Consider the following 19,980-nt stretch of genomic DNA (forward strand, 5'->3'; position numbering starts at 1 on the left):
CCGTCCGTCAGGCGGGGGGCGTCGGCCCCGGCTCGGAGGGACCGGCCGACGGCGTGGTCGGCGGGACCGGGGCCTGAGGCGGCTGGGCCTGGGACGGCGGGGCCGCGGCCGGGGCGACGCGCACCCGGCCCACGCCAGGCCCGCCCGACTCGGTGAGCATCGCGCGCGCCTTGTGCGCCTGCTCGGGGGCGCACAGCACCGCATAGCTCGAGGCGACGATCTGGCTCGCCGAGGTGAAGTCCCGCTTGCCCCCGGTGAAGGAGTAGGAGATCACCGAGAAGAGGATGCCGAAGGCCGCGCCGATCGCGATGCCGAGGAAGATCGGCCGGAAGGAGGCCTCGCTCGAGAACAGCGACAGCAGCAGCCCGACGAACAGGCCGAACCATGCACCGCTCGCGAGCCCTGCGAGCGCGACGCGCGAGTAGGTGAGCCGCCCGGTGACCCGCTCGACCATGTGCAGGTCGGCCCCCACGATCGTCACGTGCTGGACCGGGAACTCCTTGTCGGAGAGGTAGTCGACGGCCTTCTGCGCAGCGAGGTACTCCTCGTACACGGCGATCTGCTCACCGCGCGGCATGGTCGGGATGGCGGGGAGACGGCCCGAGCGGTTCATGGTCATGCAGGGATTCTCCCCCACCGACCACGCGTGGGCCATCCCCCGCCCGATGCGACCGTGCGCACTACGCTGACGCCGTGAGCAGCGCCGGGAACCGAGTCTTCGCCGCGCGCCTGGTGGGCACCACGGTCTTCGACCCGATCGGCGACCAGGTGGGCCGGGTGCGCGACGTCGTCGTGCTGCTGCGCCTCAAGGGTGCGCCCCGGGCCGTGGGCCTGGTCGTCGAGGTGCCGGGCCGGCGTCGGGTCTTCCTGCCCCTCACCCGGGTGACCAGCATCGACGCGGGTCAGGTGATCTCCACGGGCCTGCTGAACATGCGCCGCTTCGAGCAGCGCGCCTCGGAGACCCTGGTCATCGGCGACCTCCTGGACCGCCACGTCGAGATGGTCGACGGCAGCGGGGGCGCCACCGTGGTCGACGTCGCGATCGAGCAGCAGCGCACCCGGGACTGGCTCGTGTCCCAGCTCTTCGTGCGGCGCCGTCCTCAGGGCAAGGGCGGTCTGGGCCTGCGTCGTCGTGGGGAGACCCTCCTGATCGACGTCGACGAGGTGCGCAGCCTGGCGGGCGGGACCGAGCTGCAGGGGGCCGAGCTGCTCCTGGCCTCCTACGACGACCTCAAGCCGGCCGACCTCGCCGACGTGCTCCACGAGCTCGGGGCGACCCGCCGCCTCGAGGTCGCCACGGCCCTCAACAACGAGCGCCTGGCCGACGTGCTCGAGGAGCTGCCCGTCGACGACCAGGTCTCGATCCTGTCCTCCCTCGAGCTGGGCCGCGCGGCCGACGTCCTCGAGGCCATGCAGCCTGACGACGCCGCTGACCTGCTGAGCGACCTGCCGGTCGAGAAGGCCGCCGAGCTGCTCGCGCTGATGGAGCCCGAGGAGGCGCGGGACGTGCGGCGTCTGCTCGCGTACGAGGACGACACCGCGGGTGGTCTGATGACCACCGAGCCCGTCGTCCTCGGGCCCGAGACCTCGGTGGCTGCGGCCCTGGCGCACATCCGGCGCCGGGACCTGACCCCTGCCCTCGGGTCGATGGTCTTCGTCTCACGGCCTCCGCTCGAGACCCCGACCGGGCGCTTCCTGGGCGTGGTGCACTTCCAGCGCCTGCTGCGCGAGGCCCCGCACGACGCGATCGGGGTGTTCGTCGACCCCGAGATCGAGGTGGTCGCACCTGACGCGCCGCTGAGCCAGGTCACCCGCCTGCTCGCGACGTACAACCTGCTGGCCCTGCCCGTGGTCGACACCGAGCGCCGCCTCTTGGGCGCGGTCAGCGTCGACGACGTCCTGGACCACCTGCTCCCGCAGGACTGGCGCGAGGCCGACGCCGAGGACACCGATCGCGCGATGACCGAGCAGATGGAGGCCGGCCGTGGCTGACCGTCTCGACACCCCCAAGGAAGACCGTCGCGTCTGGCGGCCCCGGCTCGACCCCGACTTCATCGGGCGGGGCGCCGAGGCCTTCGCCCGCTTCATGGGCACGGGCACGTTCCTGCTGTACATGACGGGCTTCGTCATCGTGTGGGTGGCCATCAACGCGGTCGCCCTGTTCGGCCTGCGGTGGGACCCGTACCCGTTCATCCTGCTCAACCTCTTCTTCTCGGTGCAGGCCTCCTACGCAGCGCCCCTGATCCTGCTCGCGCAGAACCGCCAGGACGACCGCGACCGCGTGGCCCTCGAGCACGACCGGCAGCGTGCGGCCAGGTCCCTCGCCGACACCGAGTTCCTGGCGCGGGAGATGGCTGGGCTGCGCATCGCGCTGGGTGAGGTCGCGACCCGTGACTTCGTGCGGTCCGAGCTGCGCAACCTGCTCGAGGAGCTCACGCCCGAGCGCGAGGACGAGCGAGCAGGGTGACCGGCGTGCCGGCCGGGGAGGCGCAGGTGCGCGCCCGGCCCTGGCGCTTGGCCTCGTAGAGGGCGGCGTCGGCGGCGTCGAGCAGGGCGCTCGCCGAGGTGCGACCCTGGTCGGAGGTCGTCACGCCGGCGCTCACCGTCACACCGAGCCGGCCACCGCCCCGGACGGGGACCTCGACGCGGGCGCACCGTCGGCGCAGCTCCTCGGCCCGGCGCCACGCCTCCTGGGCACCGGTCGCGGGCAGCACGACGACGAACTCCTCGCCCCCGTAGCGGGCGACGGTCTCCCCCGGGCGCACGGTGTCGGCCATGACCCGGGCGATCTCGGCCAGGAGCCGGTCCCCGACGGCGTGCCCGTGCTCGTCGTTGACCTGCTTGAAGTGGTCGGCGTCGAGCATGATCACGGAGGCGGGCTCGGCCCCTGCCCCGAGGTCGACGGCGAGGTCCGCGAGGGCGCCGTCGAGGTGACGGCGGTTGTGCAGGCCCGTCATCGCGTCCCGGACCGCCTGCTCCGCGACCTCGGCACGCAGCTGCTCGATGATCTCGACGTGCTCGCGGAGCGCGTCGTTGGCGTGGGCCAGCTCGACACGGCGGGTGACCTCGACGGTGACGTCGCGGGCGACCAGCACCGTGCCGACCGATCGTCCGCCAGGGTCGGTCAGCGGCGTCGAGCGCACGTCCAGGACCCGGGGTCCGTCCGCGGTGTCGAGGAGGTGCTCACCGCTGCCCGCACGGACCAGCTCGGCCAGGGGGCCGAGGTCCGGCGGGGCGCCGTCCTCGCGGTCCGGGGGCGCTCCCAGGCGCTCGAGCAGTCTCCGGGCGGCGAGGTTGAGGTCGATCACCTGCCCGCTGTCGTCACGCACCACGACGACGTCGCCCAGGTGGTCGAGCACCTGGGCCCGCGCGATCGGCAGCACCTTCAGCGTGCCGCGGCGCAGCACCGCATGGGCGTCGATGAGGCCGGCGATCAGGAAGGCCACCGGGGAGAGGTCGTTGACCACCCGCTCCGCGGCGACCATGTAGCCGATCTGCGCGGCGACCGTGAGCCCGGGCACGCAGCCGGCCGCGAGCATGATGGTGAGCTGGGCGTCGCGCAGGGCGGGGGCGTGGCGTCGCGCCCGGACCACGCGGGTCACCCCGACCACCACGAGCCCGTAGGAGTAGGCCGTGTGCACCCAGAACAGCAGCGCGAACCGGTACCCGTCCCCCGTGCCGGACGGCGCGAGGACCAGGTGGTGCAGGTCGTTCGTGGCTCCGAGCAGCAGCATCACCGCGGGATGGGCGACGAGGGCGCGGCGCATCCCCAGACCCGGTCGCCACGACCTGTCGGCGACCGCGGAGAGCATGCAGAGGAACGCGCCGACGGACATCGCGACCGAGGGGAACACCGTCACGGTCACGACGGCGGAGCGGTTGGCGTCCGCGACGAGCACCGAGGAGAGCGAGCCGAGGGCCCACACCGAGCTCGCGGCCAGCGCAAAGGCGAGGTACCGAGGAGCGGGCCACCGTCGGTGCACCCGCCACACGAGCCCGGCGACCACCAGGCCGACCGTGCCGGCAGCGAGGTACAGCAGCGCGTAGACCTGGTCCTCGGTCATGGCGCCTCCTCCGTCTGCTCCCCGTCAGGATCATCGGCCGACGTCGGGCACCGATGAGCAACCTACGATGGATGCATGTCCGCCCCCACCGTCGAGTCCGTCACCGCCGCCCTCGCCGGGGTCATCGACCCCGAGATCAAGCGCCCGATCACCGACCTCAAGATGGTCCGCTCGGTCGACGTCGAACCCGGCCCGACGGCGGAGGCCGGCGCGTCGGTCACGGTCGGCATCGACCTGACCACCGCGGGCTGCCCTCTCAAGGACACGATCACCAAGGACGTGACGGCGGCCGTCCAGGCCCTCGAGGGGGTCGGGGAGGTGCGGGTCGAGCTCGGGGCGATGAGCGCCGAGCAGCGTGACGAGCTCAAGACGATGCTCCGCGGCGGCGCGGCCGAGCCGGTGATCCCCTTCGCCCAGCCGGACAGCCTGACCCGGGTCTACGCGATCGCCTCGGGCAAGGGCGGGGTGGGCAAGTCCTCGATCACCGCGAACCTCGCGGTCGCGATGGCCGAGCAGGGCCTCAAGGTCGGGGTGGTCGACGCCGACGTCTACGGCTTCTCGATCCCCCGCATGCTGGGCGTCCAGCACACGCCGACCAAGGTCGACGACATGATCATCCCGCCGGTGGCCCACGGGGTGAAGGTGATCTCGATCGGGATGTTCGTGCCCCCCGGTCAGCCCGTGGTCTGGCGCGGCCCGATGCTGCACCGTGCCCTGCAGCAGTTCCTGGCGGACGTCTTCTGGGGAGACCTGGACGTGCTGCTCCTCGACCTGCCGCCCGGGACCGGGGACATCGCGATCTCGGTGGCTCAGCTGCTGCCCTCGAGCGAGCTCGTGGTCGTGACGACGCCGCAGGTCGCGGCTGCCGAGGTCGCCGAGCGTGCCGGGTCGATCGCGCTGCAGACCCGGCAGCACATCGTCGGGGTGATCGAGAACATGTCCTGGCTCGAGCAGCCCGACGGCTCACGGGTCGAGGTCTTCGGCAGCGGGGGTGGCCAGGCGGTCGCGGACAACCTGGGCAAGGCCACCGGCGCACCCGTACCTCTCCTGGGCCAGATCCCCCTGGACACCGAGCTGCGAGCCGCGGCCGACGGCGGGACGCCGGTCACCCTGGCCACCCCGGACTCCCCTGGCGCCCGGGTGCTGCACGAGGTCGCCCGGGGCCTGGCGACGCGCTCGCGCGGGCTCGCCGGGCGGTCCTTGGGGCTGTCCCCCGTGGGGCGCTGACCCGGGGCCCTCGGGCCAGGTGGCCCCCCAGTCCCCCGCCGAGGACCACGGGAGCCGAGCAGAACCTCACCCGCCCGATGTGCGGTCGTGTTCGATTCCTGTCCGTTCTTGGTGAATACTGTTGACGTGCTCGCGCAACAACGGCAGGACCTCATCCTCGGTGAGATCCGCGCGCGCGGGGCCGTCCGGGTCGCCGACCTGGTGGCCGACCTCGACGTCTCGGACATGACCGTCCGTCGGGACATCGCCGAGCTCGCCCGACGCGGCCTGGTGCACCGGGTGCACGGCGGCGCGGTCGACGCCCGGCACGCCGCGCACGAGCCCGGGTTCCTCGCCAAGAGCACCCTCGCCGGCCCCGAGAAGCAGGCCATCGCCCGGGCGGCCCTCGACCTGGTCTCCCCCGGCGGGGCGGTGGCCCTCTCGGCCGGCACCACGACGCACCTGCTCGCCGCGCTCATCGCCGAGACCCCGGGCCTGCGTCCCCTGACCGTGGTCACCAACTCCCTGCCCGCGGCCGACACCCTGCACCGCCCCGAGGACCACGACCTCACGGTGGTCCTCACCGGGGGCACCCGTACCCCCTCGGACGCCCTGGTCGGCCCGGTCGCCACGGCCAGCCTGCAGACCCTGCGCGTGGACGTCGCCTTCGTCGGCGTGCACGGGCTCGACGTCGACGCGGGGCTCACCACGCCCAACCTGCTCGAGGCCGAGACCGACCGCGCGCTCATCGCGGCCGCGAACCAGACGGTCGTCCTGGCCGACCACACCAAGTGGGGCGAGGTCGGTCTGAGCCGCATCGTCGGCCTGACCGAGGTCGACGTGCTGGTCTGCGACACCGGACTGGCCCGCGACGCCGCCCGCTCCGCCCGCGAGCAGGTCGGCGAGCTGGTCCTCGCCGAGCCTGCCCCCGCACCCCCTCCTCCTGGCCCCACCCCCACCACCGCACCCTGAGGACCACCGTGACACCCACCGGACCCGACACCGCCGCCGGACCCGTCCGTCGCACCGCGACGCAGATGGCCGACGGCCGCGACCTCATCTACTTCGACGACACCGAGGCGTACGTCTCGGGCGAGCGCACCCGTCGCCTGGACGACCCGCGCCCGCTGCCCGCGCGCTTCGAGCCGAGGATCGACGCCGACGGGGTCGAGCAGCCTCCCCTGGGCCCCGAGATGCGGCTCGACCCGCTCACCGGGGACTGGATCCCCATGGCCTCGCACCGCATGAACCGGACCTTCCTCCCCGCGGCCGACGCCTGCCCGCTGTGCCCTGCCCGCCCGGCGGACTCGGGCACCGACTACTCCGACGGCGAGGTGCCCGACACCGACTACGACGTCGTCGTGTTCGAGAACCGCTTCCCGGCCCTCATGCAGCTGCCCGGCGTCGGTCTCGAGGACGGCTGGGCCGTCGACGGCGAGGACCTGTGGCAGGCGCGCCCCGCCGCCGGACGCTGCGAGGTCGTGTGCTTCAGCTCCGACCACACCGGGTCCTTCGGAGGCCTGACCCCGCGCCGCGTGCGGACCATCATCGAGGCCTGGGCGGACCGCACCACCGAGCTCTCGGCCCTGCCGGGGATCGAGCAGGTCTTCTGCTTCGAGAACCGCGGCAAGGAGATCGGGGTGACCCTGCCTCACCCGCACGGGCAGATCTACGCCTTTCCCTTCGTCACCCCCCGCACGCAGGCGATGCTGCGCCAGGCCGCGGCCTACCGCGACCGGACCGGCGGCCACCTGCTGCGCGACGTCCTCGACGCCGAACGCCGCGCCGGCACCCGCGTGGTCCTGGAGACCGAGCACTGGACGGCGTACGTGCCGGCCGCCGCACGCTGGCCCGTCGAGGTGCACCTGGCCCCGAACCGGGACGTGCTGGACCTGCCGGGACTCACCGAGGTCGAGCGCGAGGACCTCGCCCTCGCCTACCTCGAGCTGCTGCGCCGCCTCGACCGGTTCTTCGTCGAGCCGGAGGAGGCCGGCGGCGCCCCCATCCCGCTGCCCTACATCGCGGGCTGGCACCAGGCCGTCGTCGGCGAGGGCCGTGAGCTCGGGCGCCTGCACCTGCAGGTGATCTCGGTGCTGCGCGCCCCCGGCAAGCTCAAGTACCTGGCCGGGGTCGAGTCGGGCATGGCCTCGTGGATCTCCGACACCACCCCCGAGCGCATCGCCGCCCGACTGCAGGAGGTCGCCCTGTGAGCACGCCCAGCACCCCCACCCACCCGGGCACCCCCGTCGAGTGGCTCGAGGCCTGGACCCCGGCCGAGGGCGCCGCCCGGGCCACGGCCGCCTTCCACGCGGCCTTCGCGGCCGAGCCCGCAGGCGTCTGGTCGGCCCCGGGCCGCGCGAACGTCATCGGCGAGCACACCGACTACAACGGCGGCCTCTGCCTGCCCATGGCCCTGCCGCACCGCACCTACCTGGCGCTGCGGCCGCGCGAGGACGACGTCGTGCGGCTGGTCTCGGCCCAGGAGCCGCAGGCCGGTGTCTGGACGGCGGACCTCGCCCAGGTCGCGCCGGGCTCGGTCAGCGGCTGGGGGTCCTACGTCGTGGGCGTCGCCTGGGCGCTGCGCCAGGCGGGGTTCACGGTCGCCGGCTTCGACGCCGTGGTCGACTCCTGCGTGCCGTACGGGGCGGGGTTGTCCTCCTCGGCGGCCCTCGAGAGCGCGGTCGCGGTGGCCCTCGACGAGGTGCACGGTCTCGGTCTGGGCGGGGACGACGCCGGACGGGCCCGCCTGGCCGAGGTGTGCGTCCGGGCCGAGAACGACATCGCCGGGGCCAACACCGGTGGGATGGACCAGGCCGCCGCGTTGCGCACCCGTGAGGGCTTCGCCCTGATGCTCGACACCCGCGACGGCAGCACCCGTCACATCCCCTTCGACCTCGCGGCGCACGACCTCGCGCTCCTGGTCATCGACACCCGTGCCGAGCACCAGCTGGTCGACGGCCAGTACGCGGCGCGCCGGGCGACCTGCGAGGAGGCCGCGACGGCCCTGGGCGTCTCGACCCTGCGCGAGGTCACCGACCTGGACGGCGCGCTCGAGCGCCTCGGGCAAGCCCTGCCCCCCGGGGCCGAGGTCGAGGTCTCCCGGCGGCGCGTGCGTCACGTGGTGACCGAGATCGCGCGGGTCGAGCTGGTCGACGACCTGCTCGCGGCCGACCAGGTCGAGGAGGTCGGTGCCGTGCTGACCGCTGCCCACGCCTCGCTGCGCGACGACTACGAGGTCAGCTGCCGCGAGCTCGACCTCGCCGTCGACACCGCGATCGCGGCCGGCTCCCTCGGCGGCCGGATGGTCGGCGGCGGGTTCGGTGGCTCGGCGATCGCGCTGGTCCGGGACTCCGAGGTCGAGCAGGTCGCCGCGACCGTCGCCGCGGCCTTCGCCGACGCAGCGCTCGAGGCCCCAGGCTTCCTCGTGGCGACCCCGGCCTCCCCTGCAGGTCGGTCCTGACGTCGCAGGATGTCATCCCTGGGAATGATCTCCTCGACCCCGGGGAGTCGCTACCGTCTGTGCCATCACGTCGACGTCAGCACGAAAGCAGGGGGCACCACGATGCGCACCACCACGTCCCGATCCTTCCTCACCCTTACCGGAGCGGGCCTGGTCCTGGCCCTCGCGGCCTGCTCCGGCGGGAGCTCGGAGTCCTCGAGCGCCCCGGAGCCCGGGCCCCTCGACGTCTACTTCGAGGACCTCTACGCGGACTGGGACTCGGACGAGGGCCAGGCCCAGATGATGCGGGTCGAGGAGATCGCCGCCGAGTGCATGGCCGAGCAGGGCTTCGAGTACATCCCGCAGGACACCAGCGGCGGTGTGTCGTTCAGCTCCGACGACCTCGACGTCGAGTGGGGCACTGCCGAGTTCGCCGAGCAGTACGGCTACGGCATCACGACCGACCCGTGGGGGACTGTCGACGAGGGTGAACCCGTCGACGAGGAGGAGTGGGTCGACCCCAACGCCGAGTACGTCGAGGCGATGTCTCCGTCCGAGCAGGACGCCTACTACGCCGCGCTCTACGGCACCGACCCCGGCCCCGCGGAGGGCGAGGAGGAGGAGTGGGAGTACGACTGGGAGCTGGCGGGATGCCAGGGCCTGGCCCAGCACGAGGTCTACGAGGGCGGTGACAGCGCCGACAGCGAGAGGTTCGCTGCCCTCGAGGACGAGATGAGCCGCATGTGGGAGGCCACCGAGGCGGACCCGCGCCTGGCCGAGGCCGGTGCCGAGTGGGGCTCGTGCATGGCCGACGCCGGCTACCCCGGCCTCGCCGCCGTCGGGGACGCCGAGGAGGCGTTCTACGAGGAGATCAACGCGATCCAGGAGGAGGCCTACGGCCAGGACCTCGGCGAGGACGCGACCGCGGAGGACTGGGAGGCCCTCGACAAGGCCGCCCGGGAGGCTCAGTCCGAGCTGACCCCGCGCGAGATCGAGACGGCCGTGGCCGACTTCGAGTGCCGCGACAAGGTGGGCTACACCGAGGTCCTGACCGAGGTGAACCACGAGCACCAGCAGGCGTTCGTCGACGCCCACAAGGCCGACCTGGAGGCCTATGTCGAGCACGTGCGCGAGTCGATGGGCTGAGGGGCCCTCATCGTGCGACGTCCTCGTCTGTCCTCGTTCCGCCTGCCCGCCGCAGGCTCCACCCGCACCATCTGGATCATCGCGCTGACCGCGGTGATCAGCCTGGCCGCGGGGCTGGGCCTCAGCCGCATGATCGTCTCCCCGGCTGAGGCCGCGGCCGACGCCGAGCCCCCCGAGGCGGGCCCCATCACCGTGCCCGTCGAGGAGCGGGTCCTGGCCAACGACGTCGTCCTGCGCGGCGACGCGATCTACGAGGACCCGGCGGAGGTGACCATCGAGGCCGGTGACCTGGGCGGCCCTGCCGTGGTGACCGGTCAGGTCCCCGAGGTCGGGGCCACGATCGACGCGGGCGAGGTGCTCCTGGAGATCACCGGTCGGCCCGTGATCCTGCTCGAGGGCGACCTGCCCGTCTACCGCACCCTGCGCGCCGGGGTGTCTGGCCCCGACGTCGCCCAGCTCAAGGGGGCCCTGCGCGGCCTGGGTATCGAGGTCGGCGACGGCGACGTCTACGACTCGAGCACCGCGAACGGGGTGGCGGCCCTGTACGCCGCGGTCGGCTACCCGGCCCCGACCGCGGGCGAGGAGGCCGAGTTGGCCCTCGACTCCGCGCGGGACAGCGTGACCGCGGCCGAGCAGGCCGTGGCCGACGCACGACGCGAGCTCGCCTCCTCGAGCACCGGCACCCTCCACTCGGAGCGGGTCCGCCTGCAGGCCGACGTCAACAGCGCCCAGCACCGCCTGGACGCCGCACGAGCAGCCTGCGACAGGCCCACCGAGGAGCAGCCCTGCGACCCGGGCGCCGTGATCGACGCCCAGGGGGCCTACGACGTCGCGATCGCCGCCCGGGAGGAGGGCCAGGCCGGCCCGGACACCTCGGCCTCCCAGGGCATGGTCGACGCCGCGGTGCGCAGCCTGGCCCAGGCCCAGGAGGACCTCGCCGCGGCCCAGCGGGACGTCATCACGCCGCTGCCCGCCAGCGAGGTCGTCTACCTCGCTGCGGCGCCGCGACGGGTCGACGCGGTCAGCGTCCAGCGGGGTGCCACGGTGTCAGGCTCGGTGATGAGCGTCTCGGGGGCCACCCTGCAGATCGAGGGGTCGGTCGGCAAGGCCGACGCCGCGCTGATCGAGGAGGGCACGGAGGCCACCATCACGCTGCCAGGCGGCGAGGACGTCACCGGCACCGTGGTGTCGGTCGGCGTCGCCGCGAAGAGCACCGGCTCGAGCGGTGGCGAGGACGGCGGATCCGGCGGGGACTCGGGCGCCGCCGCGGCGAACCGCGAGCGGGTGGTCATCGAGCCAGGAGAGCTCACCGAGGAGCAGCGCTCCGAGCTCCAGGGCTCGAACGTCCGGATCACCATCGGCGTCTCCTCGACCGGGGGCGAGGTGCTGGCCGTGCCCATCGCGGCGCTGACCGCGGGCCCCGGGGGCGAGGCGCGGGTCGAGCTCGTGGTGGCCGGCCAGGAGGAGACCGTCCTCGTCGAGGTCGAGACCGGGCTCGCCGCAGGCGGGTTCGTCGCGGTGACCCCGATCGGTGGCGAGCTCGCGGCCGGTGACCGCGTGGTCGTCGGGCAGACCCAGGGTGAGGCCTGGGAGCCCGAGGAGGGCGGCGGGGCCGACGAGGAGGACGGCGAGGACGAGGAGGAGGACGCCGACGCGGAGGAGGCGACCGAGGACGAGGCCGAAGGGTGACCGTCCTCGAGGTGTTCGCCGACCCGACCCCCGCCGAGGAGCCCGCAGGGCCACCGCCGCCGGTCATCGAGCTGCGCGGGCTCGGCAGGGCCTTCCCGGGCACTCCCCCCGTCGAGGCGCTGCGCTCGGTGGACCTGAAGGTCGAGGCGCGCGAGTACGTGTCCATCGTCGGACCCTCCGGCTCGGGCAAGTCGACCCTGCTGCACATCCTCGGGCTGCTCGACCGTCCGACCTCGGGGGACTACCTGCTCGACGGCGTGAGCACGGCCGAGGCCACCGAGGACCAGCGGGCAGCCCTGCGGGGCGGGCGCATCGGCTTCGTCTTCCAGTCCTTCCACCTGCTGCCGCACCGCTCGGTGCTCGACAACGTGCTGCTCGCGACCCTCTACAGCGGGGTGCCGCGGGTCGAGCGTCGTGATCGCGCGCTCGCGGCCCTGGACCGGGTGGGGCTGAGCCACCGCCTGGAGTTCATGCCCACGGTCCTCTCGGGCGGTGAGCGGCAACGGGTGGCTGTGGCCAGGGCCGTGATGACCCAGCCGCACGTGCTGCTGGCCGACGAGCCCACCGGCAACCTCGACTCGGAGAACTCCGCCGGGGTGCTCGACCTGTTCGACGAGCTGCACGCCGACGGCCTGACCCTGGTGGTCATCACCCACGACGCAGCCGTCTCCCGCCGGGCCGAGCGCAGCGTGCGCATCGCCGACGGGACCCTCACGGAGGTCGTCGCGTGACGGGCAGCCCGGCGGAGGTCACGACCGCCCGCGCGGAGGAGGCCGAGACGGGGGCCGCCCCCGAGACGACGGCGGACGGCGCCCCGCGGCCCCGGCGCGGTCGCCGACCGGGTCGGCTCGGTTCGCCGTGGCGTCGTCTGCGGCAGCGCCGGGCGGACCGTCGGGCCGCCCGCGAGGTGAGCCGTGGCGGGGCTGCGGCGGGCGACCTCTTCGGGGTGCGGGACCTGGTCGCCGAGGCGGCCCACGGCATCGGTGCCCGGCCGGCCCGTCTGCTCCTGACGATCGTCGGGACGGTGCTGGGCATCGGCTCCCTAGTGGTGACGGTCGGGCTCGCGCAGACCGCCGCGGGGCAGATCTCGCGGCAGTTCGACGCCGTGGCATCGACCCAGGTGACGGTCGAGCCGGCGACCGCCCGGACGCAGGGTGGCGAGCGGGCCACCGGTCGCATCCCCTGGGACGTCGAGGACCGCATGATGCGGCTCGCCGGGATCGAGGCCGTGGGCGGGGTCAGCGCGGTCGACGTCGCAGACGCCGAGATCACGGCCGTCCCGGTCAACGACCCCGCGGCCGCCGCGACCGTCAGCCCGCAGGTGCTGGCAGCGACCCCGGGTCTCCTCGAGGCCGTCCGGGGCCAGGTCGTCACGGGTCGGTTCTTCGACGCCGGGCACGACGAGCGAGCCGACCGCGTGGTCGTCCTGGGCTCGAGGGCGGCGACCCGTCTGGGCGTGAACCGGGTCGACCGGCAGCCCTCGATCTTCATCGACGGGCGCCCGTACACGGTGATCGGCGTGATCGGTGACGTCTCCCGACGCACCGACCTGCTCGACGCCGTGATCCTGCCCATGGGGACCGCGCGCAGCGACTTCGAGCTCTCGGTGCTCGAGGAGGCCCACGCGCGGATCGCCATCGGAGCGGGACCCGTGGTGGGCGAGCAGGTGCCGATCGCCCTCGCCCCGAACGACCCCGAGTCGGTGAACGTCCAGGTGCCCCCGCCGCCGTCGGCCGTGCAGCAGAACGTGCAGGCGGACATCAACGCGATCTTCCTGGCCCTCGGCGCGGTGGCCCTGCTGGTCGGTGGGCTGGGCATCGCCAACGTGACCCTGCTGTCGGTGCGGGAGCGGATCGGTGAGATCGGCCTGCGCCGGGCCCTGGGCGCCACCCGCAAGAACATCGGCAGCCAGTTCCTCGTCGAGTCTGCGGTGATCGGCCTGCTCGGGGGGCTGATCGGCTCGGCCCTGGGCGTGGCCGTCGTGCTCGTGGTGTCGCTCTCGAAGGAGTGGACACCGATCCTCGACACCTGGGTGGTGCTCGGCTCCTCGGTCCTGGGCGCGGTGATCGGCCTGCTGGCCGGCACCTACCCGGCGCTCAAGGCCGCGGCCATCGAGCCGATCACGGCGTTGCGCGGGGGCACGTAGCGGGATGGAGGCGCCGACCAGGGATCGTGGACCACGGCTCGACCCGCCCGCGATGGCCGTGGCCCTCGGGGTCCCGATCCTGGTCAGCGCGACCTTCCTGACGGTCGCGGCGGTGTGGTCCGAGGGCCTGGGTGATCAGGTCGCCACGCACTGGGACTGGTCGGGCGAGCCCGACGGGTTCGGCTCACGGACCAGCTTCGTCGCGGTCGTCCCGGCGCTGACGACCGTGCTGGGCGTGGCCCTGGGGATCGCGGCCGGCTACGGGCGCACCTGGGTCACGATGCGTCGCGGGTTGCTCGGTCTCGGCGTCGGGACCTCCGTGTACCTGGGAGGCCTGGGGATCGTCGCGCTCGCCGTGCAGCGAGACGGTGCGGCGGGACGGCTGCCCCTGTGGACAACCCTCGGGATCGCCGTGCTCGCGACCCTGGTCGGCGTGGTCGCCGCGCGCGTACCGCAGGACCATCGACCGGTGGTCCTGGCGACTGACCCACCGGACCCCGCCCTCCGCCGCTCGGCGGCACGCGCGGTCCTCGCCCACCCGATCGGCGGGGGCGGACGGCTGAGCGTGGACGAGGACCTCGTACGGATCCGGTGGTACCTGGGCGACGCGCTCCGGCTGGACGTCGCCGAGGTCACCGGCGCCGAGGCGATCACGGTCTCGGCCTTCGGCGAGTTCGGCGGGTGGGGGCTGCGCACGTCCCCGACCGGCAGCCGCTACGCCTTCCTCGGGCGGGGCTCCCGGGCCGTCGAGCTCACCAAGGCCGACGGCACGCAGTGGGTCGTCACCACCCCGCAGGCCGAGGAGGTCGCCGGGGTGATCAACAGCGCCGCGGACCGGCAGCGCACCAGGTGACCCCCGCGATCCGGTCCCGCCGGCGACTCCCGGAGGTCAAGGGCGCTGGCGCGGCGCCGTGCGCCCCGAAGAGCGGGTGAGTCCCTCACGGATGGCACGAGAAGCTCTCCCCGCCCGTCGCCGGACCAGCCCTTGCCGCTGCTCTCTGGGTCGCGCACGGCTGCGGAGAGTTGGTCACGGATCTCGTGACCAACTCTCCGCTCGGCCATGGCGGGGGGGTCGGCGGGGACGGTGCACGCGAGGGATTCGGCCGACGTGTGGGGGTGGGACTAGGCCCCGACGCGGGCCTCGACCGCGGTGCGCAGGTCGGCCAAGACGAGGTCGGAGTTGATCACCGCACCGGCCATGACGCCCTGGGCCGCCGAGGCGCCCACCATGGCGCTGAGATCTCCCGCGTTGCCCGCGGCCCACACGCCGGGCAGGTCTGTCGCTCCGGCCATGTCCTTCGTGATGTGGGTGCCCATGGGGTTCTCGGTCAGCGTCCCGCCGAGCTGCTCGTAGAGGTCCCCTCGGGCCACGAACCGTGGCTGCACGGCCACGGCGTCCACCGGGAAGGCGTGCCCGTCCTCGAGCACGACGGCGCGCAGGCAGTCGCCCTCCCTGGCCAGCTCGCGGACCCGTCCGGTGACCACGGTGATGCCGAGGGCCGCGAGCTGCTCCCAGCCCTCGTCGTCGGGCTCGGGCGACTCGTGGAGGAAGAGGGTGACGTCGGCGCTGAGCTGGCGCAGGAGGAACGTCTGGTGCAGGGCGTTGGGGCTGGTGCCGAGCACGCCGATGCGGCGGCCGCGCACCTCGTAGCCGTGGCAGTAGGGGCAGTGCAGCACGTGGTTGCCCCACAGCTCGCGCACCCCGGGGACCTCGGGCAGCTCGTCGACCAGGCCGGTGGCGAGGAGCAGGCGTCGGGCGGTCACGGTGTCGCCGTCGGCGAGGGTGAGCGCGAAGCCGTCGTCGGTGCGGCGGGCTGTGGTGACGGTTCCGCGGCGGATCTGCGCGCCGTAGGCGAGGGCCTCCTCGCGGCCGGTGGCGAGCAGCTCGAGGGGCGGGATGCCCTCGCGGCCGAGGAGGTTGTGGGCACCCTCGGCCGGGGCGTTGCGAGGCTCGCCCGCGTCGATCACCAGGACGTCGCGCAGGGACCGGGCGAGGGTCACGGCGGCGCTGAGGCCGGCCGCTCCCCCGCCGACGATGACGACGTCGTGGCGGGCGGGGTCGGTCGGGGCGCCGGCGGGCAGGACGGCGGTGCTGGGTTGGAAGGTCATGGCTGGGCTCCTCGTGTGTGGGGTCGCGGGGTCAGGGGGGACGGCGGCGGGGTCAGGGACGGCGGGCGAGCCAGGCCACGCGGCTGCCGCGGATGGTCAGGCGAGCGCTGGAGAGCACGGCGTCGGGGCCGTGATCGGCCAGGAGGCGGTCGAGGGTGGCAAGGTCCTCGGCGGGGAGCCTGTCGGTGAGGGCGAGGCGCTGGTGGCGCAGACCGGCACGGGCGTACTCCTCGGCCTGCGGGTCCCCAGGGCCCACCTCGACGGGGAACCGGCGCTGCTCGATCACGTCGAGCCCACCGGCCGCGAGGGCGGGAGTCCAGTCGGGGACCGCGTTCCAGCCCGCCTCGGCCAGGGCAGCGTGGCAGCGAGCCTCAAGGCCAGGGCGGCCCGAGCCGACGTCGTGGGGCAGCACGCCGGGTAGGGCGTCCATCTCGATGACGACGGCGACACCACCGGGGCGCAGGGCGTCGTGGACGGCGCGGAGCACGCGGGCGGGGTCGGTGACCTCGTGCAGGGAACTCGAGGCCCAGGCCAGGTCAACCGGCGGGAGGGCGGGCCACGGCTCGTCGAGGTCGGCGAGAACCGTCTGGAGGCGGTCAGTCAGGGCGTGGGCGAGGCTCGCGGCGGCGAGCCGCTCGATCATCAGGGGCGAGCGTTCGAGAGCGAGCACCTGCGCCTCGGGGAAGCGTGCGGCGAGGGCGACCGCGCCGACGCCGGTGCCGGCTCCGAGGTCCAGGACCGTCCGGACGTCGGTGGTGTGCTCGGCGGCCCACGCCGTCACGGCGGGGAGGTAGGTGCCGAGCACCTGGGCGTCGAGATCGAGCAGATCGGCAAGGTCGGGGTGGGTGGCGTGACCGGCGTGGGTGGCATCACCGGTCTGACCGTGCTGGGTGGTGCGGGAGTCGAGGTGCGGCATGGCTCCAGGCTAGGCACGGATTGCTGCTAGGGCATACAGTCTTGCGCATGAAGCAAGAACTGGACCTGGACGCGGTGATCCGACAGAGGATCCGCGGGTTGCGCCTCGCGCGCGGCTGGTCGCTCGACGCCCTCGCAGCCCGCTGCTACCTGAGCCCGTCGACCTTGAGCCGTATCGAGACGGGCCACCGGCGCATCGCCCTGGACCAGCTGGTGCCCATCGCCCGCGCCCTCGACACGACCATCGACCACCTCCTCGAGGCCATCGACGACGAGGACGTCGTCATCCGCCCCGAACCCCAGCACCGTGCCGGCATCACGACGTGGGTGATGTCGCGCGAGAGCACGGTGCGCGGGGTGACCGTCGCCAAGATGCGGTACACCCCCGAGCACCCCTCGAGCCCTCACCATCAGCGGGTGCACCCCGGACGCGAGTGGTTCACCGTGCTGTCCGGGACGATGCGCCTCTACCTGGGCGACCGCGAGATGCTCGTCGAGACCGGCGACGCCGCGGAGTTCTCGACGATGGTGCCGCACTCCCTGGGCGCAGAAGGCGGACCCGCGGAGATCCTGACGATCTTCGACCAGGACGGGGAGCGGGCGCACATGCCTACGCCGGGGCCGCACGAGGCTCCTCCCGCCGAGGGCGAGCGATCGGTCAGCGCGCCAGAGGGCTGACCGATCGGGCACGGCCTCGCCAGATGATCACCTCGCCGATCACCGCGTTGATGAGCCACCCGAGCGCCATCGTGGCGGTGCGCCATAACTCGGTGGGCAGCCCGTCAGCCAGGAGCAACGGGACGCTCGTCAGCACCTGGGTCCCCGCACCGACGCCGATCGCATATCCGCGGATCATCCATCCCCGGTGCGACCGGATGTCACGCCGCACTGCCGCGCGGACGCCGAGCACGATAGACGCGGCCATACACACGCCGACGACCAGGCGGACGACCGCGAGCCAGACTCCGTCCGGAGCCGGAGTCGCGTAGAAGACAGTCATCCAGACACCTGAGAGCGCAGCGACCAGTCCCGCCGGTGCGACCACGCGTCCTGTCATCCGGTGGCGACGCAGGTTCCGACGGCGGTACGACGGCATGAGCTGGAAGGCGCCCAGGACCGAGAAGACCGTCGCCGTGACGATGTGGATCACGACGGGCGCAGGGTCTGACACGAACCGCGCGTTGGCCTCGGTCATCACCGCTCCGCTGGCCAGCTCGCCGACGCGGATGGCGCCGGCGAGCACCGGCACCGTGGACAGCGCCAGCAGGCCGGTGACGGCCCACCGTTCTCGGCGCGGCCAGCGGTCCCGCCGGGTGGACTTCGCGGCGGTGGACCGTGGCGGTGCGGTGACGTCGCTCATGCACCGAGCGTCGTCGTCGGGGGCGCCCCTCGACATCGGCCTCGGAGCCCGAACCCGGTCGGCGTCCGGCTGAGCCGCGCCTCGTCCTTTCGGCCGAGGTCACCGACCGTCGCGCAGGCGGCCTGACTCGTACGCCCAGAGCGCGATCTCGACCCGGTTCCGCACCCCGAGCTTGGCCATGAGGCTGGCGATGTGGGTCTTGACGGTGCTGAGGCTGATGAACAGCTCGTCGCCGATCTCGGTGTTGGTCCGTCCGCGCGCGACGGCCAGCAGCACGTCGTCCTCACGGGGCGTCAGCGGTTCCGCGGGGGGACGCGCAGCGCCGTCGTGCCGACCGGCAGCGAAGGTCTGCAGCAGCCGCGCCGTGACACTCGGGGCGATCAAGGCATCTCCTGCCGCTGCGGCATGAACGGCCTGGCCGAGCAGCACGGGCCCGGCGTCCTTGAGGAGGAAGCCCCGTGCACCCGCGCGCAGGGCGTCGTGCACGTGCTCGTCGAGGTCGAAGGTCGTGATGACGACGACGGCGAACGGGTCGACGACGCCAGGGCCGGCAAGCAGCCGAGTGGCCTCCACGCCGTCCATCACGGGCATACGGATGTCGAGGAGGCACACGTCGGGCCGCAGCTGACGGGCGAGCTCGACGGCCTGCTGCCCGTCGGACGCCTCGGCGACGACCTCGATCCCCGGCTGGGACTCGAGCAGGACGCGTACCCCCGTCCGCACGAGCTGCTGGTCATCGGCGAGCAGCACCCGGATGCTCATGCCGGCCACCGCCGTGGGAGGACGGCCGTCACGGTCCAGCCACCGTCGGGATCACGCCCCGCAGCGCAGGACCCTCCGAGCAGCGACGTCCGCTCACGCATGCCCACCAGCCCCCATCCGTCCTTGCCCGCGGCGCGCGGGCCGCTCCCCTCGCCGTCGTCGTGCACCCGCAGGTGCACCTCCTCCGCGTCGACACGCACGTCGACCTCGACGACGGTGGCGCGTCGTGCGTGCCGGCGGGTGTTGGTCACCGACTCCTGGGCCAACCGGACGAGCGCGGCGATGACGGGGGCGGCCACCTCGTCCAGCGGGTCGGTCCGCACCCGGACGGAGAGCCCGGAGCCGTCCGGCGACGCGAGGCGTTCGAGGTCCCCGAGCCCCGGCCGGGTGAGGTCGTCGGGGTCGGTCCGCCGCAGCACCTTCACCAGGCCTCTCATCTCGTCGAGCGTACGGCGGGCCTCCGCCTCGATGAGTGCCAGCTCCGCCGCCGCCTGCTCGGGGCGCGTCTGCGCGATCGTCTGCCCGACCTGCGCCCGGACCGCGATCGTCGAGACGTGGTGGGCGACAGTGTCGTGCAGGTCTCGGGCCAGACGTTCGCGCTCCAGCAGGCGCACCTGCTCCAGCGTCCGCACGCGCGACCGGGCACGGAACCGCACGGCAGCGCCCACCGCTCCGGCTGCTCCGAGCACGACGAGCCCGCCGACGGTGTCCGAGGAGAGGCCCTCGGTTGCGAGTGACACCGTCTGCCACGCGAGCAGCGCGACGAACCCGAGGACGGTCTCGCGTCCGGACCCCCACCGCGCCAAGGAGTACGGGAGCAGCAGGAACGCCACCGATGTGCCGAGCTCGAGGGAGGTGCCCGTGATCCACGTGAACACCAACCCAGGGAGGACGGTCGCGGCGAGGGTGGCGAGCGGACGCCTCCGTCGCCACACCAGGGCCGGGAGGACGACGACGAGAAGCGCGACCTGCGCCCAACGGTCCGGCAGGTCGACGCGGAGCGCCCCCTCCAGGATGGCAACCGGAATGAACGCGAGAACGAAGAGGTCGCGCCGGTTCGTCCCCTCCGCACCGGGCGCCCGGGGCTCCGACCAGAGGCTCGCCAGGACGGTACGCATGAGCGTCAGGCTATGGCGCCGGAGCG

General features: G+C 73.5%; 19 protein-coding genes. 12 read left to right on the forward strand and 7 right to left on the reverse strand.

What is annotated here, in order from left to right; all coding sequences use genetic code 11:
- Nucleotides 1–7: 7 nt before the first annotated feature.
- Nucleotides 8–619 (reverse strand): YflT domain-containing protein, encoded by a 612-nt coding sequence (locus J4G33_RS13100; RefSeq protein ID WP_208056422.1) that lies wholly within the window; start codon nt 617–619, stop codon nt 8–10.
- Between the two features lie 74 nt (nt 620–693).
- Between J4G33_RS13100 and J4G33_RS13105 the strand changes: the two genes are divergently transcribed.
- Nucleotides 694–1,992: a magnesium transporter MgtE N-terminal domain-containing protein gene (locus J4G33_RS13105; RefSeq protein ID WP_208056423.1), complete on the forward strand. Its 1,299-nt coding sequence runs from the start codon at nt 694–696 to the stop codon at nt 1,990–1,992.
- On the forward strand, nt 1,985–2,467 hold the full coding sequence (locus tag J4G33_RS13110) for a DUF1003 domain-containing protein (RefSeq protein WP_208056424.1): 483 nt from the start codon (nt 1,985–1,987) through the stop codon (nt 2,465–2,467). The genes J4G33_RS13105 and J4G33_RS13110 overlap by 8 nt, the downstream gene beginning before the upstream one ends.
- Here the strand turns inward: J4G33_RS13110 and J4G33_RS13115 are convergent.
- Nucleotides 2,433–4,064 (reverse strand): GGDEF domain-containing protein, encoded by a 1,632-nt coding sequence (locus J4G33_RS13115; RefSeq protein ID WP_208056425.1) that lies wholly within the window; start codon nt 4,062–4,064, stop codon nt 2,433–2,435. The two genes, J4G33_RS13110 and J4G33_RS13115, sit on opposite strands and share 35 nt — an antisense overlap.
- A 75-nt stretch (nt 4,065–4,139) precedes the next feature.
- Between J4G33_RS13115 and J4G33_RS13120 the strand changes: the two genes are divergently transcribed.
- The 9 genes from J4G33_RS13120 to J4G33_RS13160 all read left to right on the forward strand — a co-directional run bounded on the left by J4G33_RS13120 (nt 4,140) and on the right by J4G33_RS13160 (nt 14,543).
- Nucleotides 4,140–5,291: an Mrp/NBP35 family ATP-binding protein gene (locus J4G33_RS13120; protein ID WP_208056426.1), complete on the forward strand. Its 1,152-nt coding sequence runs from the start codon at nt 4,140–4,142 to the stop codon at nt 5,289–5,291.
- 126 nt (nt 5,292–5,417) lie between these two features.
- Nucleotides 5,418–6,242: a DeoR/GlpR family DNA-binding transcription regulator gene (locus J4G33_RS13125; RefSeq protein ID WP_208056427.1), complete on the forward strand. Its 825-nt coding sequence runs from the start codon at nt 5,418–5,420 to the stop codon at nt 6,240–6,242.
- Nucleotides 6,243–6,307: 65 nt separating this feature from the next.
- Complete coding sequence (gene galT / locus J4G33_RS13130) at nt 6,308–7,480, forward strand: galactose-1-phosphate uridylyltransferase (protein WP_208056468.1); 1,173 nt, start codon at nt 6,308–6,310, stop codon at nt 7,478–7,480.
- Nucleotides 7,477–8,730, forward strand: a complete 1,254-nt coding sequence (galK, locus tag J4G33_RS13135) for a galactokinase (protein ID WP_208056428.1) — start codon at nt 7,477–7,479, stop codon at nt 8,728–8,730. Before galT ends, galK begins: the two co-directional genes overlap by 4 nt.
- A gap of 102 nt (nt 8,731–8,832) precedes the next feature.
- Nucleotides 8,833–9,855 (forward strand): hypothetical protein, encoded by a 1,023-nt coding sequence (locus J4G33_RS13140; protein ID WP_208056429.1) that lies wholly within the window; start codon nt 8,833–8,835, stop codon nt 9,853–9,855.
- Nucleotides 9,856–9,867: 12 nt separating this feature from the next.
- Nucleotides 9,868–11,544 carry an efflux RND transporter periplasmic adaptor subunit gene (locus J4G33_RS13145; protein ID WP_307793898.1) on the forward strand — a complete coding sequence of 559 codons (1,677 nt, stop codon included), beginning with the start codon at nt 9,868–9,870 and terminating at the stop codon, nt 11,542–11,544.
- Nucleotides 11,545–11,555: 11 nt separating this feature from the next.
- The gene (locus tag J4G33_RS13150; protein WP_208056470.1) at nt 11,556–12,275 is read left to right on the forward strand and encodes an ABC transporter ATP-binding protein; all 720 of its coding nucleotides are present in this window, start codon (nt 11,556–11,558) and stop codon (nt 12,273–12,275) included.
- Nucleotides 12,276–12,451: 176 nt separating this feature from the next.
- Nucleotides 12,452–13,690 carry an ABC transporter permease gene (locus tag J4G33_RS13155; protein WP_208056471.1) on the forward strand — a complete coding sequence of 413 codons (1,239 nt, stop codon included), beginning with the start codon at nt 12,452–12,454 and terminating at the stop codon, nt 13,688–13,690.
- Nucleotides 13,691–13,742: 52 nt separating this feature from the next.
- On the forward strand, nt 13,743–14,543 hold the full coding sequence (locus J4G33_RS13160) for an SdpI family protein (protein WP_243759067.1): 801 nt from the start codon (nt 13,743–13,745) through the stop codon (nt 14,541–14,543).
- A gap of 269 nt (nt 14,544–14,812) precedes the next feature.
- On the opposite strand, the gene J4G33_RS13165 is transcribed toward J4G33_RS13160, so the two are convergent.
- Together J4G33_RS13165 and J4G33_RS13170 are read right to left on the reverse strand one after the other, a co-directional pair.
- Entirely contained in the window at nt 14,813–15,799 is a 987-nt protein-coding gene (locus tag J4G33_RS13165) for an NAD(P)/FAD-dependent oxidoreductase (RefSeq protein WP_208056431.1), read from the reverse strand.
- Nucleotides 15,800–15,851: 52 nt separating this feature from the next.
- Nucleotides 15,852–16,715, reverse strand: coding sequence for a class I SAM-dependent methyltransferase (locus J4G33_RS13170; RefSeq protein ID WP_208056432.1), 864 nt, complete (start codon nt 16,713–16,715; stop codon nt 15,852–15,854).
- Between the two features lie 47 nt (nt 16,716–16,762).
- Here J4G33_RS13170 and J4G33_RS13175 point away from each other — a divergent pair, with 47 nt between their 5' ends.
- On the forward strand, nt 16,763–17,392 hold the full coding sequence (locus tag J4G33_RS13175) for a helix-turn-helix domain-containing protein (protein ID WP_208056433.1): 630 nt from the start codon (nt 16,763–16,765) through the stop codon (nt 17,390–17,392).
- Here the strand turns inward: J4G33_RS13175 and J4G33_RS13180 are convergent.
- The 3 genes from J4G33_RS13180 to J4G33_RS13190 all read right to left on the reverse strand — a co-directional run bounded on the left by J4G33_RS13180 (nt 17,373) and on the right by J4G33_RS13190 (nt 19,954).
- The gene (locus J4G33_RS13180) at nt 17,373–18,074 is read right to left on the reverse strand and encodes a DUF2306 domain-containing protein (RefSeq protein WP_208056434.1); all 702 of its coding nucleotides are present in this window, start codon (nt 18,072–18,074) and stop codon (nt 17,373–17,375) included. The two genes, J4G33_RS13175 and J4G33_RS13180, sit on opposite strands and share 20 nt — an antisense overlap.
- Before the next feature lie 99 nt (nt 18,075–18,173).
- Complete coding sequence (locus tag J4G33_RS13185) at nt 18,174–18,836, reverse strand: response regulator (protein WP_208056435.1); 663 nt, start codon at nt 18,834–18,836, stop codon at nt 18,174–18,176.
- Nucleotides 18,833–19,954, reverse strand: a complete 1,122-nt coding sequence (locus J4G33_RS13190) for a sensor histidine kinase (protein WP_208056436.1) — start codon at nt 19,952–19,954, stop codon at nt 18,833–18,835. Before J4G33_RS13190 ends, J4G33_RS13185 begins: the two co-directional genes overlap by 4 nt.
- Nucleotides 19,955–19,980 lie beyond the last annotated feature (26 nt).

Origin of the sequence: Actinotalea soli, from assembly GCF_017565425.1 — a bacterium.
GTDB classification, from domain to species: Bacteria; Actinomycetota; Actinomycetes; order Actinomycetales; family Cellulomonadaceae; genus Actinotalea; species Actinotalea soli.

Bases quoted from the DNA above. Each gene is read 5' to 3' on its own strand.
- J4G33_RS13100 (WP_208056422.1), bottom strand. From the start codon at position 619: ATGACCATGAACCGCTCGGGCCGTCTCCCCGCCATCCCGACCATGCCG.
- J4G33_RS13115 (WP_208056425.1), bottom strand. From the start codon at position 4,064: ATGACCGAGGACCAGGTCTACGCGCTGCTGTACCTCGCTGCCGGCACG.
- J4G33_RS13120 (WP_208056426.1), top strand. From the start codon at position 4,140: ATGTCCGCCCCCACCGTCGAGTCCGTCACCGCCGCCCTCGCCGGGGTC.
- galT (WP_208056468.1), top strand. From the start codon at position 6,308: ATGGCCGACGGCCGCGACCTCATCTACTTCGACGACACCGAGGCGTAC.
- J4G33_RS13140 (WP_208056429.1), top strand. From the start codon at position 8,833: ATGCGCACCACCACGTCCCGATCCTTCCTCACCCTTACCGGAGCGGGC.
- J4G33_RS13160 (WP_243759067.1), top strand. From the start codon at position 13,743: ATGGCCGTGGCCCTCGGGGTCCCGATCCTGGTCAGCGCGACCTTCCTG.
- J4G33_RS13165 (WP_208056431.1), bottom strand. From the start codon at position 15,799: ATGACCTTCCAACCCAGCACCGCCGTCCTGCCCGCCGGCGCCCCGACC.
- J4G33_RS13170 (WP_208056432.1), bottom strand. From the start codon at position 16,715: ATGCCGCACCTCGACTCCCGCACCACCCAGCACGGTCAGACCGGTGAT.
- J4G33_RS13175 (WP_208056433.1), top strand. From the start codon at position 16,763: ATGAAGCAAGAACTGGACCTGGACGCGGTGATCCGACAGAGGATCCGC.
- J4G33_RS13180 (WP_208056434.1), bottom strand. From the start codon at position 18,074: ATGAGCGACGTCACCGCACCGCCACGGTCCACCGCCGCGAAGTCCACC.
- J4G33_RS13185 (WP_208056435.1), bottom strand. From the start codon at position 18,836: ATGAGCATCCGGGTGCTGCTCGCCGATGACCAGCAGCTCGTGCGGACG.
- J4G33_RS13190 (WP_208056436.1), bottom strand. From the start codon at position 19,954: ATGCGTACCGTCCTGGCGAGCCTCTGGTCGGAGCCCCGGGCGCCCGGT.